The 17,353-nt window shown below is 62.0% G+C and carries 15 protein-coding genes and 3 pseudogenes; 15 read left to right on the top strand and 3 right to left on the bottom strand.

Going from position 1 to position 17,353, the window contains the following annotated elements:
* Positions 1-203: 203 nt before the first annotated feature.
* Positions 204-1,004 carry a DeoR/GlpR family DNA-binding transcription regulator gene (locus tag EO99_RS0105815; RefSeq protein ID WP_077067046.1) on the top strand — a complete coding sequence of 267 codons (801 nt, stop codon included), beginning with the start codon at positions 204-206 and terminating at the stop codon, positions 1,002-1,004.
* On the top strand, positions 1,001-2,053 hold the full coding sequence (locus EO99_RS0105810; protein WP_029617700.1) for a four-carbon acid sugar kinase family protein: 1,053 nt from the start codon (positions 1,001-1,003) through the stop codon (positions 2,051-2,053). The genes EO99_RS0105815 and EO99_RS0105810 overlap by 4 nt, the downstream gene beginning before the upstream one ends.
* A gap of 218 nt (positions 2,054-2,271) precedes the next feature.
* Here the strand turns inward: EO99_RS0105810 and EO99_RS0105805 are convergent, their stop codons facing one another.
* From EO99_RS0105805 to EO99_RS0105795, 3 genes are read right to left on the bottom strand one after another with little or no spacing between them, the layout of a single operon-like run.
* Positions 2,272-3,429: an ABC transporter permease gene (locus tag EO99_RS0105805; protein ID WP_156034645.1), complete on the bottom strand. Its 1,158-nt coding sequence runs from the start codon at positions 3,427-3,429 to the stop codon at positions 2,272-2,274.
* Positions 3,426-4,631 carry an ABC transporter permease gene (locus EO99_RS0105800; RefSeq protein ID WP_029617698.1) on the bottom strand — a complete coding sequence of 402 codons (1,206 nt, stop codon included), beginning with the start codon at positions 4,629-4,631 and terminating at the stop codon, positions 3,426-3,428. The genes EO99_RS0105805 and EO99_RS0105800 overlap by 4 nt, the downstream gene beginning before the upstream one ends.
* A 1-nt stretch (position 4,632) precedes the next feature.
* The gene (locus tag EO99_RS0105795) at positions 4,633-5,613 is read right to left on the bottom strand and encodes an HlyD family secretion protein (RefSeq protein ID WP_029617697.1); all 981 of its coding nucleotides are present in this window, start codon (positions 5,611-5,613) and stop codon (positions 4,633-4,635) included.
* 444 nt (positions 5,614-6,057) lie between these two features.
* Here EO99_RS0105795 and EO99_RS0105785 point away from each other — a divergent pair, with 444 nt between their 5' ends.
* From EO99_RS0105785 to EO99_RS28065, 13 genes and pseudogenes are all read left to right on the top strand, one after another.
* Positions 6,058-7,824, top strand: coding sequence for a hypothetical protein (locus EO99_RS0105785; protein WP_156034643.1), 1,767 nt, complete (start codon positions 6,058-6,060; stop codon positions 7,822-7,824).
* A gap of 412 nt (positions 7,825-8,236) precedes the next feature.
* Positions 8,237-9,889 carry a cytochrome-c oxidase, cbb3-type subunit I gene (gene ccoN, locus EO99_RS0105780; protein ID WP_210165068.1) on the top strand — a complete coding sequence of 551 codons (1,653 nt, stop codon included), beginning with the start codon at positions 8,237-8,239 and terminating at the stop codon, positions 9,887-9,889.
* Between the two features lie 13 nt (positions 9,890-9,902).
* The gene (gene ccoO, locus EO99_RS0105775) at positions 9,903-10,628 is read left to right on the top strand and encodes a cytochrome-c oxidase, cbb3-type subunit II (RefSeq protein WP_029617694.1); all 726 of its coding nucleotides are present in this window, start codon (positions 9,903-9,905) and stop codon (positions 10,626-10,628) included.
* Positions 10,629-10,631: 3 nt separating this feature from the next.
* Complete coding sequence (locus EO99_RS26590; RefSeq protein WP_077067039.1) at positions 10,632-10,802, top strand: cbb3-type cytochrome c oxidase subunit 3; 171 nt, start codon at positions 10,632-10,634, stop codon at positions 10,800-10,802.
* Positions 10,793-11,668: a cytochrome-c oxidase, cbb3-type subunit III gene (gene ccoP, locus EO99_RS0105765; protein ID WP_029617693.1), complete on the top strand. Its 876-nt coding sequence runs from the start codon at positions 10,793-10,795 to the stop codon at positions 11,666-11,668. The genes EO99_RS26590 and ccoP overlap by 10 nt, the downstream gene beginning before the upstream one ends.
* Positions 11,665-11,901: a hypothetical protein gene (locus tag EO99_RS0105760; protein WP_051679711.1), complete on the top strand. Its 237-nt coding sequence runs from the start codon at positions 11,665-11,667 to the stop codon at positions 11,899-11,901. Before ccoP ends, EO99_RS0105760 begins: the two co-directional genes overlap by 4 nt.
* Positions 11,898-12,689 carry a DUF2189 domain-containing protein gene (locus EO99_RS0105755; RefSeq protein WP_029617691.1) on the top strand — a complete coding sequence of 264 codons (792 nt, stop codon included), beginning with the start codon at positions 11,898-11,900 and terminating at the stop codon, positions 12,687-12,689. Before EO99_RS0105760 ends, EO99_RS0105755 begins: the two co-directional genes overlap by 4 nt.
* 10 nt (positions 12,690-12,699) lie before the next feature.
* Positions 12,700-14,913 (top strand): heavy metal translocating P-type ATPase, encoded by a 2,214-nt coding sequence (locus EO99_RS0105750; RefSeq protein ID WP_081851986.1) that lies wholly within the window; start codon positions 12,700-12,702, stop codon positions 14,911-14,913.
* A pseudogene (gene ccoS, locus EO99_RS28185) lies at positions 14,906-15,055 on the top strand (cbb3-type cytochrome oxidase assembly protein CcoS); the annotation flags it as partial. The gene EO99_RS0105750 and the pseudogene ccoS, both read left to right, overlap by 8 nt.
* A 510-nt stretch (positions 15,056-15,565) precedes the next feature.
* Positions 15,566-15,805, top strand: a complete 240-nt coding sequence (locus tag EO99_RS0105740; RefSeq protein WP_029617689.1) for a hypothetical protein — start codon at positions 15,566-15,568, stop codon at positions 15,803-15,805.
* Positions 15,806-16,343: 538 nt separating this feature from the next.
* Positions 16,344-16,713: pseudogene (locus EO99_RS25555) on the top strand (acetoacetate decarboxylase); the annotation flags it as partial.
* Between the two features lie 34 nt (positions 16,714-16,747).
* A complete protein-coding gene (locus EO99_RS0105730) occupies positions 16,748-16,963 on the top strand; it encodes a DUF3734 domain-containing protein (protein ID WP_029617688.1) in 216 nt (71 codons plus the stop codon).
* A gap of 205 nt (positions 16,964-17,168) precedes the next feature.
* Positions 17,169-17,353: pseudogene (locus tag EO99_RS28065) on the top strand (hypothetical protein); the annotation flags it as partial.

Genomic DNA, 17,353 nt, shown 5'->3' with positions numbered 1-17,353 from the left:
CAGGATCTTGGCAGTCCGGCCATAGGGAACCAACGGCCGGGCGGTCCGGGCCGGACTGCTCAACCACATTACGTCATTTTCTACCATCTTCAATCATGGACATGAGCGAATTTGAAATGTTATGAACTTTGTTGGAATGCTCGCGGTGTGGCTCAGGGTCGCCGCACCCCTTGCAGAGCATCAACGAATGGACCACCGGACCCATGCTGCAAGCCCAGAGACGCGCCAGAATCATCGAACTGCTGCGCACCGAACACGCCGTCTCGATGCACGACATTGTCGATGTCGTCGGCATATCCATTTCCACGGCGCGCCGGGATGTCGATTATCTCTGCGAGGCTGGCCTGCTCGTGCGCACGCACGGCGGTGCCATGCTGGAAGCCTCGGGGCTGAAGACACTGGAACCGGCACCGGAAATCGCCCTTGCTATCGCGAGCCGGGAAAAGCTGGCGATCGGCCGCTGGGCGGCAAGCCTTATACAGCCCGGCCACACGGTGATCTTCGACAGCGGCACCACGACGGGAGCGGCCGCCCTAGCCGCCAGGGATCGCAACATCCCCTTTACCGCGGTGACCAACGACCTCACCATCGGCGCGATCCTTGCCGGCAGCGGCATCATTCACACGACAGTCACGGGCGGACAGGTGCGTCCGGGTTCCGCAACCTTGATGGGATCAACCGCCGTGCAGATGATGGGTCGCCTTCGCGCCGACCTGGCCTTCGTCGGCACCCACGCCCTGACAGAGGAGACCTTGTCGGATACCTCCACGGAGCTTGCGGACATCAAGAGCACGATCCTCCGCGCAGCCGAACGCATCATCCTCCTGGTCGACAGCGGCAAGTTCTTCAGCACCGCCTTCTGCACATTCGGGCGGCTGGCGGATGTGCATCTGATCGTCACCGATGACAAGCTGCCGGCCGAACATGGGGCAGCCATCCGCGCGAGAGGCATCCCGCTTGAAATCGTCCCGTCATCGCCCCTGGATGCGAAGGTGCGCCCATGACCGGGTTGCGGCTGCTGGCAGACGACCTGACCGGTGCACTCGACAGCGGCTGCGCGTTCGCCGCGCCCGACACGCCGGTGTATGTCGCGGTGCCCGGCCGCCCCCTTCCGGCGGGGAACCGACTGGCGGTGAGCACCGAAACGCGCGACATGCCTGTGTCCGATGCCGTCGCGCGTGTCTTCAAGGCGATGGCGGACCTGGCGTGCGAGGACCCGGCGATCCTCTGGTTCAAGAAGATCGACAGCGTCCTGCGCGGTCATCCGTTCGCCGAAACGAAGGCGGCGTTGGAGGCTGGCAATTTCTCCCATTGCATCTTCGCACCAGCCTATCCCGACATGGGGCGGATCACCGTTGGAACGCAGCAGTTCGTGACCGGACGGTCCGGCCCGCCGCAGCCGGTCGGGGCCGATTTCCGACATGCCTTCGGATCGGTTGCACAGCCTTCTGTCGCCGCAACGGTGACGATGACATTCGTTGAAGCCGACAGCCAGCACCTCCTGCAACAGCGAGCGCTTGCTGCTGCATCCTCGGCCAAGGGAAGGATGCTCTGGGTCGGCACCGGGGGCCTTGCGGCTGCCCTTGCGCCCGCGCGTGGGGCAATGCCTCCCCTTCCCCCCCTCCGCGGAATGATCGTCGGTACGAGCCATCCCGCCACGCGCGATCAGGTCTCGACGGCGCTGGCAGCCGACATGCTCCGTCCGATCTCGGCACTCGCGTACCGCGGTGAAGCAGACCGGAAAGCCTGGCTGCTTTCGCCGGGCCTTACGGCCGCGAACGCCGAAGAAACCTCGGATGTCTTGAGGCGTGAGGTGCCGGCGATCGTGTTCGAGGATGTGGCTTCGACATCCCTGCTGGTCACCGGCGGCGACACCCTTTCCGTTGTTCTCGAGGTGACCGGTGCCGACTCTCTGGAGTGTATCGGAGACGCGGCGCCCGGCGTGCCTGTGTCCCGTATCCACGGCGGGAGATGGCACGGCCTAACGCTTCTCTCGAAGTCAGGCGGCTTCGGCGATCCCGCGCTGATGGTGCGATTGATCTCTGGCCTTTAGCGCGGCGTGAACACGGCAGGCTTCAAGCGAGCGGGCTTTCGGCGACCACGATCTCCTCATCAATCAGGGACACACCTCCCTTTGAAAGAACGATGAAAGATGGCGGCAAGCGATGATGCGGTGCTATCTTGATCAACTGGCCCGAGATTGCATGACTGCCGCCGGATCGGCTTGATCGGATTGAAACGTCAAGGGTCCCAGATGGCGATGGAACCAAGTCAAATCATCTCAGGCCGTGGTTCCGCGCCTGCCTTTGCTTCGAGAAGCACCGCCAGCCCGCAATAGATCACAGCGAGGCTCGAAAGCGTCAGCACATGCGATCCCACATCCTGCAGGCTTGCCCCCATTTGCCCAAGATTGACCAGAGCATTGATGGCGCTGGTGCTGGGTATGGCGATGGCTATTGTTTTCAGCATCTCCGGCATCGCTTCGGCGGGCCAGGCAAAGCCTGCCATGAAGATAAACGGCATGCCCAGGCCTGCGGCAATGAGCTGCACGAGCGCCGGATTGCGCAACAACCGGGCCATCAGCATTCCAAGGCCAGCCACAGCCAGAATGAAGGGAAAGGCAACTGCTGCCAGCGGCCCGATGGAGCCGAGACGTGGGATCCCGTAGAGATAAGGCAGAACAATCAGATAGAAGGAGACGGTGAAAGCCTGGACCACGAGATAGGCCAACAGGCGACCAATGACGCGGTCGAAAGCGCCGATCCTGCGGTCACGGGCGCCTTGCTCCCATTCGTTCGGGTAGGTCCCGAGCAGGCCCACGCCCATCAGAAGAGTTTGCTGCAGCAAGAGCACGAAAGCTGCCGGCAGAATATAGGTCGCATAACCGCCCTGCGGATTGAAGAGCGGAATCGCTGTCAGTGGCACCGGGTCAGTCGCGGCCGCTGCAAGATCCGGATCGACATGGGCGGCGACCAGGCGCTTCGCCTCGATCTCTGCCCCCATCGTCCGGGCAAGGGCGGTCACAGCCCCCGAAATACGGCTATAGATCAGAAAGTAGCTGGCATCGGCATAGAGGGCTAGCGGGGCGCCTCGGCCATGCAGAAGGTCGCGCTCGAAGAATTTCGGAATGACCAGAATGCCATGGAGACTTCGCACGAAGACCTCGCGCTGCGCTGTCGCCACATCAGGCAACGCCGCAACAATCGCCACATCGGCGGAGGCGTCGAGCCTGCGTGCAAACATGCGGCTGCTGTCGCTGCCGTCGAGATCGACAAGCGCGATCGGCACGTCCCGAAGGGCTTCGGCGAGATAAGGCTGCGGAAAGAAGCCGGCATAGATCACGACGGCCAGGATCATAACCGAGAAAACCGGGCGCAGCGTCAGGATCCGACGAAGTTCCATCCGCGAAATGAAGAGCACAGGACTCACGACAACGCCTCCAGAGCAAGATCCGCTTTTTGCCGCTTGTGGCCCTGGCGTTGCAGGCAGAAGGCCGTCAATGCCGCAAGCACAACGACCATAAACAGGAGTACGGCCAGCGGCTGCAGCGAGAGATCCGCCGGCGTGCCGCGCAATGTCTGGTCTATTCGCGCCGTCATATACCAGGTGCCCGGCAATGCCCCGCCCCAGTAGTAGGCAAAGGGCGTCATGCCGAATCTCGGAAATCCGACGCCCATGAACCCGAAGGCCGACGCCGTGACCAATGAGGCGACGCTGATCGCGGTGGCCGTCGAGCGAAGCACGACGGCCAGAAGCGCGCCGAAAAGCTGGTTTGCCAGAATGAAAAGCGTGCCCGCCATCAATAGCAGCATCCGGTCGCCTCGCAGCGGCATCTTGAACCACAGAAAGAGAACGAGATCGGCAAGGCCCAAGACAAACAGAAATACCAGCGTATAGGGCAACAGCTTACCGAACATCGCCGGCCACAGCCCGCCGCCCAGTCGACGCAGCACGCGCAGGCGATGGCGGGTTTCCACATCGCGCCCCACCGCATAGGCCGTCGATGTGGCGACAATGATCTGCAGCACCGTTGGCATAAGCGCCGCCAGCAGGAAATGGCTGTAGTTCAGCGTCGGGTTGAAGAGGGGATTGATCTGGACGGGGATGGGCGACAGCGAGGCTCGCGCGATATCGACGGGTTCGCCGCGCGCTGTTCGCAGAGACAGCCGGATGCCGCCTGCCAGGCTGGCGACAGCGGCACTGACGCCGCGCAAGGACAGAAGGCCAGGTGTCATGGTTTGCGTATTGTAGAAGAACACCACTTCGGGGCGTCTGCCGGCAAAAACGTCACGCTCGAGATTGGCGGGAATCATCAGCAGACCATGCACCCGACCGGACAGAATGAGGTGGCGGCCCTCGGCAAGGTCGCCGACAGGCAGGGCAACCGCCGTATCCGGTGTAGCATCGATGGTGCGGATTATCGTGCGGGAGAGATCCCCGCCATCCAGATCGAGAACCGCGATCGGGAGTCGCGTCGCAAGGCCTTGGCTGAACACGGCAGACAAGATTCCCATGAGGAAGAGCGGTAGAACAACCGTCAGAGCGAGCAGGACCGGATATTTGCGAAATTGCCCGAGCTCCCGCACGAAGACGAGCAGGAGACCCGGCCGCAGACTGGCTTTTCCGCGCATGTCATCGCTCCGGTCGGGGCCAGGAGAGGATGGCGCTCATACCCGGCCGCAACCCGTCCACCGGGTCCACCGGCTGGGCGCGCACTTCGAACGTCCGCAGATCGAAATCACCGGTGGCGCGTGTGGCCCGCCAGGTCGCATACTGGCCCTGGGCGTTGATCACGGTCACCCGCGCGCTTACCGTCGCGTTTTCGAGTGCGGGCACGACGACGGACAGGCTGTCACCGACCTTCAGTCCCCTCAACAGATCTTCGCGCAGGTTGAAGGTAAACCACGGGTGCGTGATATCGACAATTGAGTAGAGAGGCGCACCGGCGCTGAAGTTCTCGCCCAGTTCCGCAATCCGCGTGGTCACCTGTCCTTCGATGGGCGCAATGAGCGTCAGCTCCTTCATGTCTGTCTGTTGCTGGTTCAACATCGCTTCTGACTGCTCGACCTTGGCCCTCGCCAGAGCCCGTTCTTCCTTGCTGGCACCAGCGATGGCCAGATCCAGATTGGCTTGCGCCGCTTCTCGAGCCCGCAGCGCCGCCTCCAGATTGCGGCTTGACTGTTCCAGCCGAGCCTGTGAAGCCACATTGGTTTCCGCAAGCTTGGTCTGGCGCTCCTTGTCGGAAAGGTAGAGGACCACGTCGGCATCGGCGGCACGCACCTGGGCCTTGTGCGCTTCAATGACCTCGGGTCGGGTGCTGCTGACACGGTCCAAATCCGCTCTTGCCACGGCCAGCGCCGCTTGCGTCGACAGCATGGCCGCGGCCAGCTGCGGGCTTTCAAGCTCGGCAAGCACGACACCCTTCTTCACCATATCGCCCACGTCGGCCTCCAGTTTTGCGACACGGCCGGAGACGCGCGGACTGACGTCAACGCGATCCGCGGAGGCTTCTCCCTGCACGATAAGCTCCGGGGGGCGGGTGGAAAACCACAACAGCACGGCAAGACCCGCGATGCTTGCGACGCCGAGTGCTGCACCGAGTTTACTGACCATTATCAGAACCTTTCAGAGGAAGCGGAAGTTCAAATGATTGTTTGTCACCAGGAGGAGAGTCTGCACGCTTGCAATCTGAAGCATGGCCCGAAACCAAGCGCAATCCACGGCCCAATAAAGCAGCCCATCGCGCGCAAAGATGTTGCGGCTGAATGGAGCAGCGTCCCCACTCATGGCCGATGAACAGGGTTCGTTGCGGCTGGCATTAAAGCCGGGAGGGAGCCTCTGCCGTGTTCGGCCCATATGCTGCGGCACCACCTGATGTTGAAGTCCGCGCGAAAGTAATATTGAATTGCATTAACGGAAGTTAGCTTGCCGTGAGTTCACCGCAACTCATCTCATTTGACTGAAGCGCGGTTGGGGGAAACGCCCGAAGCGGCACGTCGAATGACTTGGAATTCTACACGGGCGCAGCACCTAAACCTTTGATTTATCGGGACTCTCATGAAGACAGACCTTCCAGCTTCGGCCATACGGGAGCAGATGAACCTGCTGCGTAAAAGTCCGGCGTTTTCGGGTTCCGATCGCCTGATCGAACTGCTCAGTTACGTGGTGGAGGAAACTCTGAACGGACGGGCAGCGGATCTGAAAGAGGCGGTTATCGGCAATGCCGTCTATCAGCGTGAGCCGCCGTATGATCCACGTATCGATTCGACCGTTCGCGTGGAAGCGAGGCGATTGCGCAAGAAGCTGGAGGAGCACAGCCGCCTCTATGGGCAATCGGACCCGATCAGCATCATGATACCCACGGGAACCTATGTTCCCGCTTTTGTGATAAAATCCGGTTCGCAGGACACTTCGCCCCCGCAGCAGGAACCAGGCAAGGATTTATTTCGAAGTGGGCACGGCGCCGTGATCGCCATACTGCCCTTCCGTCCGGTGTCTGGCGACCCGGCCAGCCAGGAATTCGCCGATATCATCACGGACGAGCTGATCTTCGCGTTGGGTTCCGAACCCGGAATGAACATTCTGTCGCGCGCCACGACCTTTGCCTACAAGGACAAGCAACCGTCGATACGAGATCTGGCTGCCGAGCTGGGGGTCGATGCCGTCATTCAAGGGACGGTGCGCGAGCACATGGACGTTATCCGCGTCACGATCGAAGTATCCGATCCTCGCGGCATGGTGGTCACCTCCGATCGGTTCGAGGGCTCCGTCGATCAACTCGCAGACCTTCCGGAACGAATTGCCACCACTTTCGTCAGCCGCAACAGGTTTGATACATCCAAAATGCGCGCACGCCTGTTGAAGCCCGGGCCTGCCGCCGTTCACGCGTATGGTCAGTTATACAGGGCGCGCCAGTTGCTCGATCTTCAGGTGCCGCAAAGCCTGCGCGAATCCCTCGCCATCTTCTCCAAGATTGCCGAAGATGCGCCCGATTTTGGGCGGGGACATTCCGGAATTGCCGATTGCTATTGCGATATGTTCCGCATCGGAATGGTCGATGCGGCCACTGCTCGTTCCCTTGCGCGTCCTGCCGCGGAAAAAGGGCTCGAAATAGATCCGCAATCCGCAGAAGCCTTGACGGCGCTGGGTGTGGTCCAGGCATGGCTGGAGCGGGATTGGGTGGCCGCTGAAACCAGTTTCAATGCTGCGATGAACTACGGCTATTATGCCAGAACCGCGCGCGTTTTCGGCACTTATCTTGCGGCGCGCGGCCGGCACGAGGAATCCGAACGGCTCTTCAACGAGGCAAGGCGGATCGAGCCCTTTTCCCAGCAACAGGATATTGCGGAGGCGTTGAGCCGGTTCCAGTCGCGGAATTTTCCCAAGCTCTCCGAGGCGGCGTCCGCCGCGGCTTTGCGCAACGCGCCGATGGAGTCCCTGTTCTATCTGGCTCTCGGCGCCCATTTTTCCGGCAATCCGGAATTTGCCCATCGCTGTCTGCAGCCGCTTGGCAAGATGATGATGACGCATCCGCTGCTCATCTTCGCCAATGCCGAACTAGAGGCCTGGCTGGGATCCCCCGATCGCGCCATCACCCTGTTGAAGACAGGCAACCCGAAGGCCAGTTACTTCGCCCACTCCACCCTCGCCTGCTCCGTTGGTGACAGCGAGGCCGGTATACGCTATCTGGAGCTCGCTTTCCGGCATCGGGAATTGGCTACCGTTTGGTTGAGGATGGACCGACGGTTCGACGCCATCCGCAACCTCGACCGGTTCAGAGCGCTGACGGGCGAGGCAAGAGCCGCGAGCGCACGATCTGCTTGAGCCGCCCTTACCGCAACTTACAGTAAGCTGACGGTGAACTCACTTCCGGCACCCTGAGCCTTCCGCTAGAAAGCTGCCTGTCCACCCTCGCATTTCCTGCGTTCATGCCGGACCCGGCGGGAAACATCCGTAGCCCACCTCCCCATGGCTGTTTCGCGTGTCGGGACAAGGACGAGGCTGCCTGCGGTTCAACGCCGCAGGCAGTCATGCAGGCCTGACGGCCGTGGTCCGTCGGGAACCATCATACGAGCAAGTATCAAACCGCGGCAGCAGCCGGTGCAATGCGCCCGGCTGGGCCGTGATCTGCCCGTGAACGCGAACCACGCGTTCACGCCGGCGGTCATCCCGGCCAGCTCGGCAAATTTCGGCATGAATGGCCATCGTTACGGCCAGACGGAAGGACCTGAACGTGATCTCCAACTTGACGACAGGCGAACGATGGAACGCGCTGCTCATCCTGATCGTGATGGCGCTCGTCGGGCTGCTTTTTGCCGCGGCCGGAGACGGAGATCCGATCGCCATGCATGGCGCCCTGGTTCTGGTTCTGGCGATTGCCCTGGCCTTCCTCGTCATGACGCATCTTGACGACCCAGAACCGCCGGCCGAGCGATTGGACACTTATTATGACGATCCGAGCAAGGTCGGCGTCATCCTGACCTTCGCCTGGGCAGCCTTCGCCATGTTCGTCGGCGACTGGCTGGCCTGGCTGATGGTAGAGCCAACCTGGACGACGGGCAGCGGATGGTCGAGCTTCGGCCGCATTCGCCCCGTCCACACCACCGGCGTCATCTTCGGCTTTGGCGGCAACGGGCTGATTGCAACCTCCTTCTATGTGATGCAGCGGACCTGCCGCGTGCGCTTACCGGACCAGCTGAGCCCCTGGTTCGTACTCCTCGGCTACAATCTTTTCTGTGTGTTGGCTGTGACCGGCTACATGCTGGGCATCACCCAGTCCAAGGAATATGCCGAACCGGAATGGTATGCCGACCTGTGGCTGGTGATCGTCTGGACCGTCTATTTCGTGCTCTACATGCGCACGCTGGCGCGCCGGGCGGAGCCACACATCTATGTGGCCAACTGGTATTACATGGCCTTCGTCCTCGTGGTGGCGATGCTGCACATCGTCAACAACCTCGCCGTGCCGGTGTCATTTCTGAGCGCCAAGAGCCATTCCCTGTTTTCGGGCGTGCAGGATGCGCTGACGGAATGGTGGTACGGCCACAATGCCGTGGCCTTCTTCCTCACCTCCGGCTTCCTCGGCATGATGTATTACTACCTGCCGATCCGCGCCGGACGGCCGATCTTCTCCTATCGAATGTCGATCATCAGCTTCTGGGGCATCACCTTCATGTACATGTGGGTGGGCTCGCACCACCTCCATCACACCGCACTGCCGCAATGGGTGCAGACGCTGGGCATGACCTTCTCGCTGGTTCTTCTGGTGCCCTCCTGGGGGTCGGCAGCCAATGCGCTGCTGACGCTGAACGGTGCCTGGCACAAGGTGCGGGACGACGCGACGCTGCGCTTCATGATGATTGCGGCCGTCTTCTACGGGCTGACCACCTTTGAGGGCTCGTTCATGGCGATCCGCTCCGTCAATTCGCTCTCCCATTACACCGATTGGACGGTCGGCCATGTGCATGCCGGCGCGCTCGGCTGGGTGGCGATGATCACCTTCGGCGCACTCTATGCCTCGATCCCGTGGCTGTGGAAGCGCGAGCGCATGTATTCGCCGGCCCTCGTGGAGGCACATTTCTGGCTCGCTCTGTCGGGCACGGCGATCTACGTCTTCGCCCTCTGGAATGCCGGCATCATCCAGGGGCTGATGTGGCGCACCTACACCGAAAACGGCAATCTGGCCTACACCTTCCTCGAGTCTGTCGTCGCCATGCAGCCCTACTACATCGCGCGTGCCGTCGGCGGGTTGCTCTTTCTGCTCGGCGCGCTGGCCGGCTGTCTCAATCTCTATCTCACGATCCGCTTGGCCGCACCGGCGACGGACACGGCCTCGCTTGAGCCGCTCCGCGACGGCCTCGGCCACGCGGCCACGCAGCCGGCGGAGTAAGCCATGTTCAAAACTGCACTACAGGCTGGAGCGGCGGGCAATCGGCATGACGCTTGCCATCATCGCCGCCGCCAGCATTGGCGGCTTCGTGGAGATCGCACCGCTCTTCACCATCGACCAGACAGTCGAGGCGGCACCGGACATGCGGGTCTATACGCCGCTGGAGCTTGCCGGCCGCAATATCTACATGCGGGAGGGCTGTTATGCCTGCCATTCGCAGATGATACGCACGCTGCGGGATGAGGTGGAGCGCTACGGCCCCTACAGCCTGGCCGTGGAATCGAAATACGATCATCCCATGCTGTGGGGTTCCAAGCGCACCGGACCGGACATCGCCCGCCTCGGCGGCAAATATTCCGACGAATGGCATGTGCGCCACCTCATCAATCCCCGCGAGGTCGTGCCCGTTTCAATCATGCCGGCCTATGGCTGGCTGATGGAGAATGATCTGCGCACCAACGACCTCTCCGATCAACTGGCCGCCCAGCGCGCAGTGGGCGTTCCCTATACGCCGGAGATGATCCACAACGCCGCCAGCGACGCCTATGCACAGGCCAATCCCGACACCGGACGGGTTACGGACTTGATCACGCGTTACGGCGAGGCGACGACCACCCGCACCTTCGACGGCGCGCCCGACCGTCTGACCGAAATGGATGCGCTGGTGGCCTATCTGCAGATTCTCGGGCGGCTTACCGATGCCGCCGGTCGCAACACTCCTGCCGGGGACCTGGAGTAACCCATGGATCTTTCCCACGATACACTGGTCTGGGTCGCCAAGACCTTCGGGCTGATCTATCTGCTGATCCTGTCGGCGGCGGTCCTTGCCTATGCCTTCTGGCCGTCGCGCCAGAAGGAGTTCCACGATGCTTCCGTAGCGATCCTCGACCGGGAGGACCGGCCATGGCGCTAGGCGAACGCGATCCGGTGACGGGCTACCTCACCACCGGGCACGAATGGAACGGCATCAAGGAACTCAACTCGCCGGTGCCACGCATCGTCTATGTGTTTCTGATCCTCACCACCGCCTTCAGCCTGATCTATTGCCTGCTGATGCCGGCCCTGCCGCTCGGCACCACATATACCAAGGGCCTGCTGGGCTATGACGAACGTCAGGTGGTCGAACGCGAACTCGCCCGCGCCGCCACTGTAAAGGCGCCCTGGCATGAGCTGCTGGACCGGCAGGATTTTGTCGCCCTTGCGGCCGACGAGGCGGTGATGCGCGAGATCCGTGAGGCGGGCCGCCTGCTCTTCGGTCAGAATTGCGCGGCCTGCCATGGCACCAATGCGATGGGCAATGCCGGATTCCCAAATCTCGCCACCGGCACACTGAACTGGGGAGACAGCCCCGAAGTGATGCAGGAAACGATCCGCATCGGCGTCAACTCCGCCCATCCGGAAACCCGAACCGCCCAGATGCCGGCCTTCGGCAAGGATGGCATTCTCAGCCGCCGCGAAGTCGATGCGGTGATCGCCTATGTTCACGACCTTGGCCGCGATGGGATTGCCGCCGCGAACCTTGCCCACTCCGATGGTGCAGAGATCTTCAGTGCCCAGTGTTCCGCCTGCCATGGCGAGGATGCCCGAGGCAATGCCGAGCTCGGCGCGCCGAACCTTACCGACAGCAACTGGCTCTATGGTGGCGATCTCCAGACGATCTTCGAGACTGTGTGGTACGGTCGGCAGGGGCAAATGCCCGGTTGGGAGGCGCGTCTGGGGGCGCGCAACGTCAAGCTGCTGGCAGCCTATATCTCCGACCTCAGGACGCAACGACCATGAGCGCGCCGACCGAAGCGGCACGCGGCCGCACCACGCTGATATTCACCGCCGCAGCACTGCTTGCGCTCGTCATCGGTGCCAATGCGCATCTTCTCTATGTTTCGTTCGCCTCGCAGCCGGACTGCGTTCCGCACCATCGGATCGGCGAGCGCCCAAACAGAGAGACCTTTGCTGCAGCCGCATCCTCCTGCAGATCATCCATGCAGTTCCACCACCTGCGGAGTGACCGATGAACGACGCCCTTCCGCAAATCATGCCGGCCGAACCCACGAACGACCCTTGGGCACGCAACCTGCCAGCGGGCGAGGCTCTCGTCTGGTTGGACTTGGGCTGGCGCGACCTGATGCACGGCCCTCACCTCAGCCTGTGTTACGGTTTTTTTGTCTGGGTCCTGCTTGCCGGCGCCCTATGGTCGCTGATCGCTTATGGCGCAGATTACATCCTGTTTCCGGCGCTCTCGGGCATCATGGTGATCGGCCCGGTGCTGGCAATGGGCCTTTACGAGAAGAGCCAGCGCTTGTCGCTCGGCCTCCCGGTAAGCCTTCTCGACATGATCTTCGTGCGTCCGGCCTCCGGTTATCAGGTGTTGTTTGCCGGCGCGCTGCTCTGCCTGCTGATGATGGTGTGGCTCAGGGCCGCCGTCATCCTCTATGCATTGTTCTTTGGTCTTCTGCCCTTCCCGGGGCTCGACCAGGTGGTCCCGATGCTCGCCTTCATGCCGGCAGGCTGGGCGACGCTGATTGTCGGCAGCGCCGTCGGCGGCCTGTTCGCCGCCTTCGCCTTTGCCATCGGTGCGTTGTCGCTTCCAATGCTGCTTCAGGAACATTCCGATGCATTGACAGCAATGGGCACCAGCCTGGTGCTCGTCTGGCACAATCTCAGGGTCATGCTGGCCTGGGCAGCCATCGTCGCGGCGCTTTTTGCCGTGAGCGTCGCGCTCGGCCTGCTGCCGCTGATCATCGTCTTTCCCGTGCTTGGACACGGGACATGGCACAGCTACCGCGCGCTGAGGCCGGCTTAAGGACGTCATCATGTCAATGTCACCCGATTGTGCCCCATCAAGTGCGGAGCGCGCGCGCGAGCTTGCCTTCTTCAGCAACAGACTGGCCGGAGCCGGATCCTCCCGGCGTGCGGAACTGGTGGTCCCCTCCATGAAATGCGGCGCCTGCATGCGCCGGGTGGAAATGGCGCTTTCCACCCTGCCCGGCGTGCGGCAGGCTCGCGTCAACCTGTCGACGAAGCGGGTCTCGGTTGAGTGGACCGACACGGATCATCCGCCGGCGCTGATCGAGACCCTGGAAAGGATCGGTTTTCAGGCACATGCCGCCGAACTGGCCGACAAGGAGCATGACGCGGAATTGAGCGCCCTCCTGCGGGCGCTTGCGGTGGCGGCATTCGCCTCCAGCAACATCATGCTGCTCTCCTTTGCCGTCTGGTTTGGGGCAGATCCGCAGACGCGGCAATATTTTCACCTGCTGTCCGGTCTGATTGCCCTGCCGGCCGTCCTCTATTCGGGACAGGTCTTTTATCGCTCCGCCTGGACAGCGGTCCGACATGGTCGCACCAACATGGACGTTCCGATTTCCATCGGCGTGACGCTGACCTTCGGGCTTAGCCTGTGGGAAACGATGCAACACGGTCCGCATGCCTATTTCGATGCAGCTGTCTCGCTCCTCTTTTTCCTGCTGATCGGCCGCACGCTGGATCACATGATGCGGGCACGCGCGCGAAGCGCCGTCGCCGGCATCGCACGGCTGGCATCGCCGTGTGCAACAGTGATCGCGCTGGACGGCACGCAGCGCGTAGTCCCCCTTGAAGAGGTGATGCCCGGCATGGTGCTGGCCATTGCTCGTGGGCAGCGCGTGCCCGTCGATGCGCAGATCATCGGGGGCACGTCCGAGGCAGATTGTTCCCTCGTCAATGGCGAAAGCGCGCCGGTGGTCGTTTCGACGGGTGATCAACTGCAGGCGGGCGTCCTCAATCTTGCAGCCCCCCTTACCGTGCGAGTGCTCAGGCCCTCCAATCAGTCCTTCCTGGCCGAAATGACACGGATGATGGAAGCCGCGGAATCCGGTCGGGGCCTCTACCGGAGGATCGCGGACCGAGCTGCGGCGCTTTACGCGCCCGTCGTTCATGCAGCAGCCGCGCTGACACTCCTCGGCTGGCTGGCGATGGGCTCCGACCTGCATCAGGCACTTACGACGGCCATTGCCGTCTTGATCATCACCTGTCCCTGCGCGCTCGGTCTCGCCGTGCCCATGGTGCAGGTGGTGGCTGCCGGACGATTGTTTCGCAACGGCATCCTGATCAAGGACGGCAGTTCCCTGGAGCGGCTGTGCGAAATCGACACTGTCGTGTTCGACAAGACCGGCACGCTGACGACGGGCGTCCCGGAACTCACCTGGCCAGAGGCAGAAAAGCAGGATCAAGGCAGCCCTCTGTCGGTCGCCGCCGGCATGGCTACGCATTCCAGCCATCCCTATTCCCGCGCCATCGTCGCGGCCTGTCCGCAACGGGTTGCCATTGGCGCAGAGGCCGTGACCGAGCAGGTCGGCTACGGTCTCGAAGCGCGCATCCAAGGCGTCGTCTTCCGCCTCGGCCGGCCGGGCTGGGCGGCGCCGTCACACGTCGTCGCCGCGGACGCGAGCGTCATTCTGAGCCGCAACGGAGAACCACTCGCGAGCTTCCGGTTCCGCGATCGTCTGCGCGAAGGTGCCGTAGAGGCGATAGCGGACCTCAAGGCGCGCGGGCTGGCCGTCGAGCTGTTGTCCGGCGATCGGGCATCCGCCGTGGCGGATCTGGCGGGGCGTTTGGGCCTTGTTTACAGAGCTGAGGCGACACCTTCGGACAAGGTCCGACGACTGGAAGAGCTGAAGCAGCAGGGTCGCACGGTGCTGATGGTCGGCGACGGGTTGAACGATGCAGCCGCACTTGCGAGCGCGCATGTCTCGATCGCACCGGCTTCCGCCTCCGATGTCGGGCGGACCGCCGCTGATCTCATCTTCCTGCACGAAAGCCTCGCCGCCATTCCTCTGGCGCATCGCATCGCGTTGAGCAGTGCCCGCCTGATCCGGCAAAATTTCGTTCTCTCGCTCGCCTATAATGCGATGGCCGTGCCGGTGGCGGTCGCAGGCTTCCTCACGCCGCTGCTGGCCGCCATCGCGATGTCTTCATCCTCCCTGGTCGTCGTCCTGAATGCGCTACGGCTGGCCGGCGCACCCGAGAAGGAGAAATCGCTTGGATGACGCCCTTTTTCTCGTGCCGCTGGCGTTGATCCTCGGCGCATCGGCTCTCGCCGCCTTCCTATGGAGTCTCGCAAACGGCCAGTACGACGATCTTTCTGGTGGGGCAGAGCGGGTCCTCCATGAGGACCGCGAGAGTCCCCTGCCGGGCGCGCGCCAGGAGATGACATTCTCCGCAAGGACAGCGGACCGAGTGGACGATCCGGAGAGTGTCTTACCGGCAGGTTGAGGCTCGGCAGTGACGATGACGCCTCGCCTCGACTGACTGAGGCGCCGTCACGCCCACCGACAGCAACCCGCGGCCAGCACTGATGCCCGCTTCGCCGCATGACCACCTGATGCAGTTGTCAAACGTGGGGCGCGGCCGCAGGAGGTGCTGAGCATCACCAACGCAATCGCTCACTGTGAGATGCTCCCGTCTCACTTCCGGCTGAAGAAGCCGACGGCTAAAAGATCATCCGTCCACCCCGCCCTTTTCGCATGGCAGTTGATCGGCACACCTCAACCGGAATTGCGGGCGAAAAGGAGGTTCAGGCAATGCAAAACCACCGTTTTCTCTATCGTGGTAATTTTTAGCGGCCACATGCTTCCAGCGGAAGCATGGATGCCAAACCCAACAGTCGCGCAAGACGCGCATCAGACAAGGATTGAAACCATGAAGTCGATGACCACCATGACCGCCATCGTTCTCGCCGCTTTGGCATCCGTACCGGCTCTGGCCAGCGAAGGTGACTACTACGAAGGCGCCTCCGCTCAGCAGTTCGCACCGTCCACCGTCGACCGCAGCTTCGGCTATACCGGCTCGACCGCGGGTGCTTCCGCAAAGGCCGGTCGCCAGGAAATGTCGGCGATCAACAGCGGCGACTATTTCGAAGGCGACGTACGCCCGAACTGATCGCTGTTCATTCAAGACACCGGACAATTCCGTGACCAGGTCGCAAGCACGGTCACGGAACCCCAAGAGGACCTCGACATGAAGACGCTCCATGCCAGTCTGACCGCTGGCACCCCTTCTGTCGGCGATGATCGCAGGCTCCGCAGTGGCAGTCGAAGGCGAGTTTTTCGAAGGCATCCACCCGTTCCGGCGCATTCCGTCGGTCTTGTAACGCCGGATCTCCGCCAGTCCCGCCCCGCAGTCCACCTATTGCGCTCGCTTTCGATGCCCGCATAGCCGGTTTCCAGTAGCCATACCCTCCGATCACGATGCCAATGGCGTCGATCACGGCGATCGGCGAGGCGACGAGGATGTCGTGAAGCAGCCAGGGGATCGTTCCAGAGTATCACCCGAGAAGAGTCGATCTGAAGGCATGGCCTCGTCGGCAACCGCGGAGTTCGAACGCTTTTGCCCGGTCGGGCGGGCAAGGCCTGCAACGCCTGCGGGCGGCGCTCTTTTGAGTAAGCGATTTACGGTCCCCATGGAGCCGGAGAGCATCATGAATGAAGCAGAGATACTGACACATGCCTTCGCCATGCCTCTCACCAGCCCTGCATTCCGAGAGGGCCATACCGGTTCTTCGATCGGGAATACCTGATCATCACCTACCGCACCGATCCGATATTCTGCGCAGGCTGGTGCCGGAACCGCTGGAGATCGCCCGCAACAATCCGGTGGTCAAATACGAATTCATCCGCATGCCGGATTCCACCGGCTTTGGCAGCTATACGGAAAGCGGCTAGGTCATTCCCGTCTCCTTTCAAGGCAGACAAGGCGGCTATACGCACTGCATGTTTTTGAATGACGATCCATCGATTGCCGGTGGACGCGAGCTCTGGGGCTTCCCCAAGAAGCTCGCCAGCAGAACTGAAGAACCGCGAGGATGTGGAGCTACTCGCCTAAATGGCGGATCACAAGGTTTGTAGCGTCGTTCACCTCATCTACGGGACGGAAATGCACGAGGGGCATTCCAAGGACTACGAGTTCTCGCGGCTTACAATGCTCGACCACTGGAAAGCCGGCTATCAGGACGCCAGACGCACGCTGGAAAATCCCGCCATTTATGAGCGTCCGAAGAACCGCGAGCTGGCATTCGACTTTCTGAAAGAGGACGTCTAGGGCGCCTGCAAAGTTAGCGAAAGCCGAATTCATCGCACCGTGTTGCTTCGGCACAGGCGACTTGACGTCGCAGCGAGCGATGTCTGCTTTTGGGTGCGCATCAGGACCGCTTCCATGACCGAATTGCGGGCGCGTCTGCAAGACACCAGGTCATCAGCCGGCAGCCCTGCAGGTCCATGGCTCGATCGCCAACATCATGGTATCGATGGAGGGCATTGACCTGATGGCTCGGCAGTTTCTGGCCGCGGCTCAGGACGACTTCATGGCGCGTATGGCCACTGGTGAGTTGGACACCGAGGACAGACGCAAAAAGCTCCTCGACGCTTACGCGGAGGAGCTTTTTTGTCGAAGTTTGCGTTGTGTGTTTGTTTGGTTGCGGGGGCAGGATTT

The organism is Pseudorhizobium marinum (genome assembly GCF_000705355.1).
In the GTDB taxonomy this organism is placed as follows: Bacteria; Pseudomonadota; Alphaproteobacteria; order Rhizobiales; family Rhizobiaceae; genus Neorhizobium; species Neorhizobium pelagicum.
The sequence above is the reverse complement of the archived record's forward strand: the minus strand, read 5'-3'. Positions and strand labels throughout refer to the sequence as shown.

Bases quoted from the DNA above. Each gene is read 5' to 3' on its own strand.
- EO99_RS0105760 (WP_051679711.1), top strand. From the start codon at position 11,665: ATGAGCGCGCCGACCGAAGCGGCACGCGGCCGCACCACGCTGATATTC.
- EO99_RS0105795 (WP_029617697.1), bottom strand. From the start codon at position 5,613: ATGGTCAGTAAACTCGGTGCAGCACTCGGCGTCGCAAGCATCGCGGGT.
- EO99_RS0105740 (WP_029617689.1), top strand. From the start codon at position 15,566: ATGAAGTCGATGACCACCATGACCGCCATCGTTCTCGCCGCTTTGGCA.
- EO99_RS0105750 (WP_081851986.1), top strand. From the start codon at position 12,700: ATGTCAATGTCACCCGATTGTGCCCCATCAAGTGCGGAGCGCGCGCGC.
- EO99_RS0105730 (WP_029617688.1), top strand. From the start codon at position 16,748: ATGGCGGATCACAAGGTTTGTAGCGTCGTTCACCTCATCTACGGGACG.
- EO99_RS0105755 (WP_029617691.1), top strand. From the start codon at position 11,898: ATGAACGACGCCCTTCCGCAAATCATGCCGGCCGAACCCACGAACGAC.
- EO99_RS26590 (WP_077067039.1), top strand. From the start codon at position 10,632: ATGGATCTTTCCCACGATACACTGGTCTGGGTCGCCAAGACCTTCGGG.
- EO99_RS0105800 (WP_029617698.1), bottom strand. From the start codon at position 4,631: ATGCGCGGAAAAGCCAGTCTGCGGCCGGGTCTCCTGCTCGTCTTCGTG.
- ccoP (WP_029617693.1), top strand. From the start codon at position 10,793: ATGGCGCTAGGCGAACGCGATCCGGTGACGGGCTACCTCACCACCGGG.
- EO99_RS0105815 (WP_077067046.1), top strand. From the start codon at position 204: ATGCTGCAAGCCCAGAGACGCGCCAGAATCATCGAACTGCTGCGCACC.
- EO99_RS0105810 (WP_029617700.1), top strand. From the start codon at position 1,001: ATGACCGGGTTGCGGCTGCTGGCAGACGACCTGACCGGTGCACTCGAC.
- EO99_RS0105785 (WP_156034643.1), top strand. From the start codon at position 6,058: ATGAAGACAGACCTTCCAGCTTCGGCCATACGGGAGCAGATGAACCTG.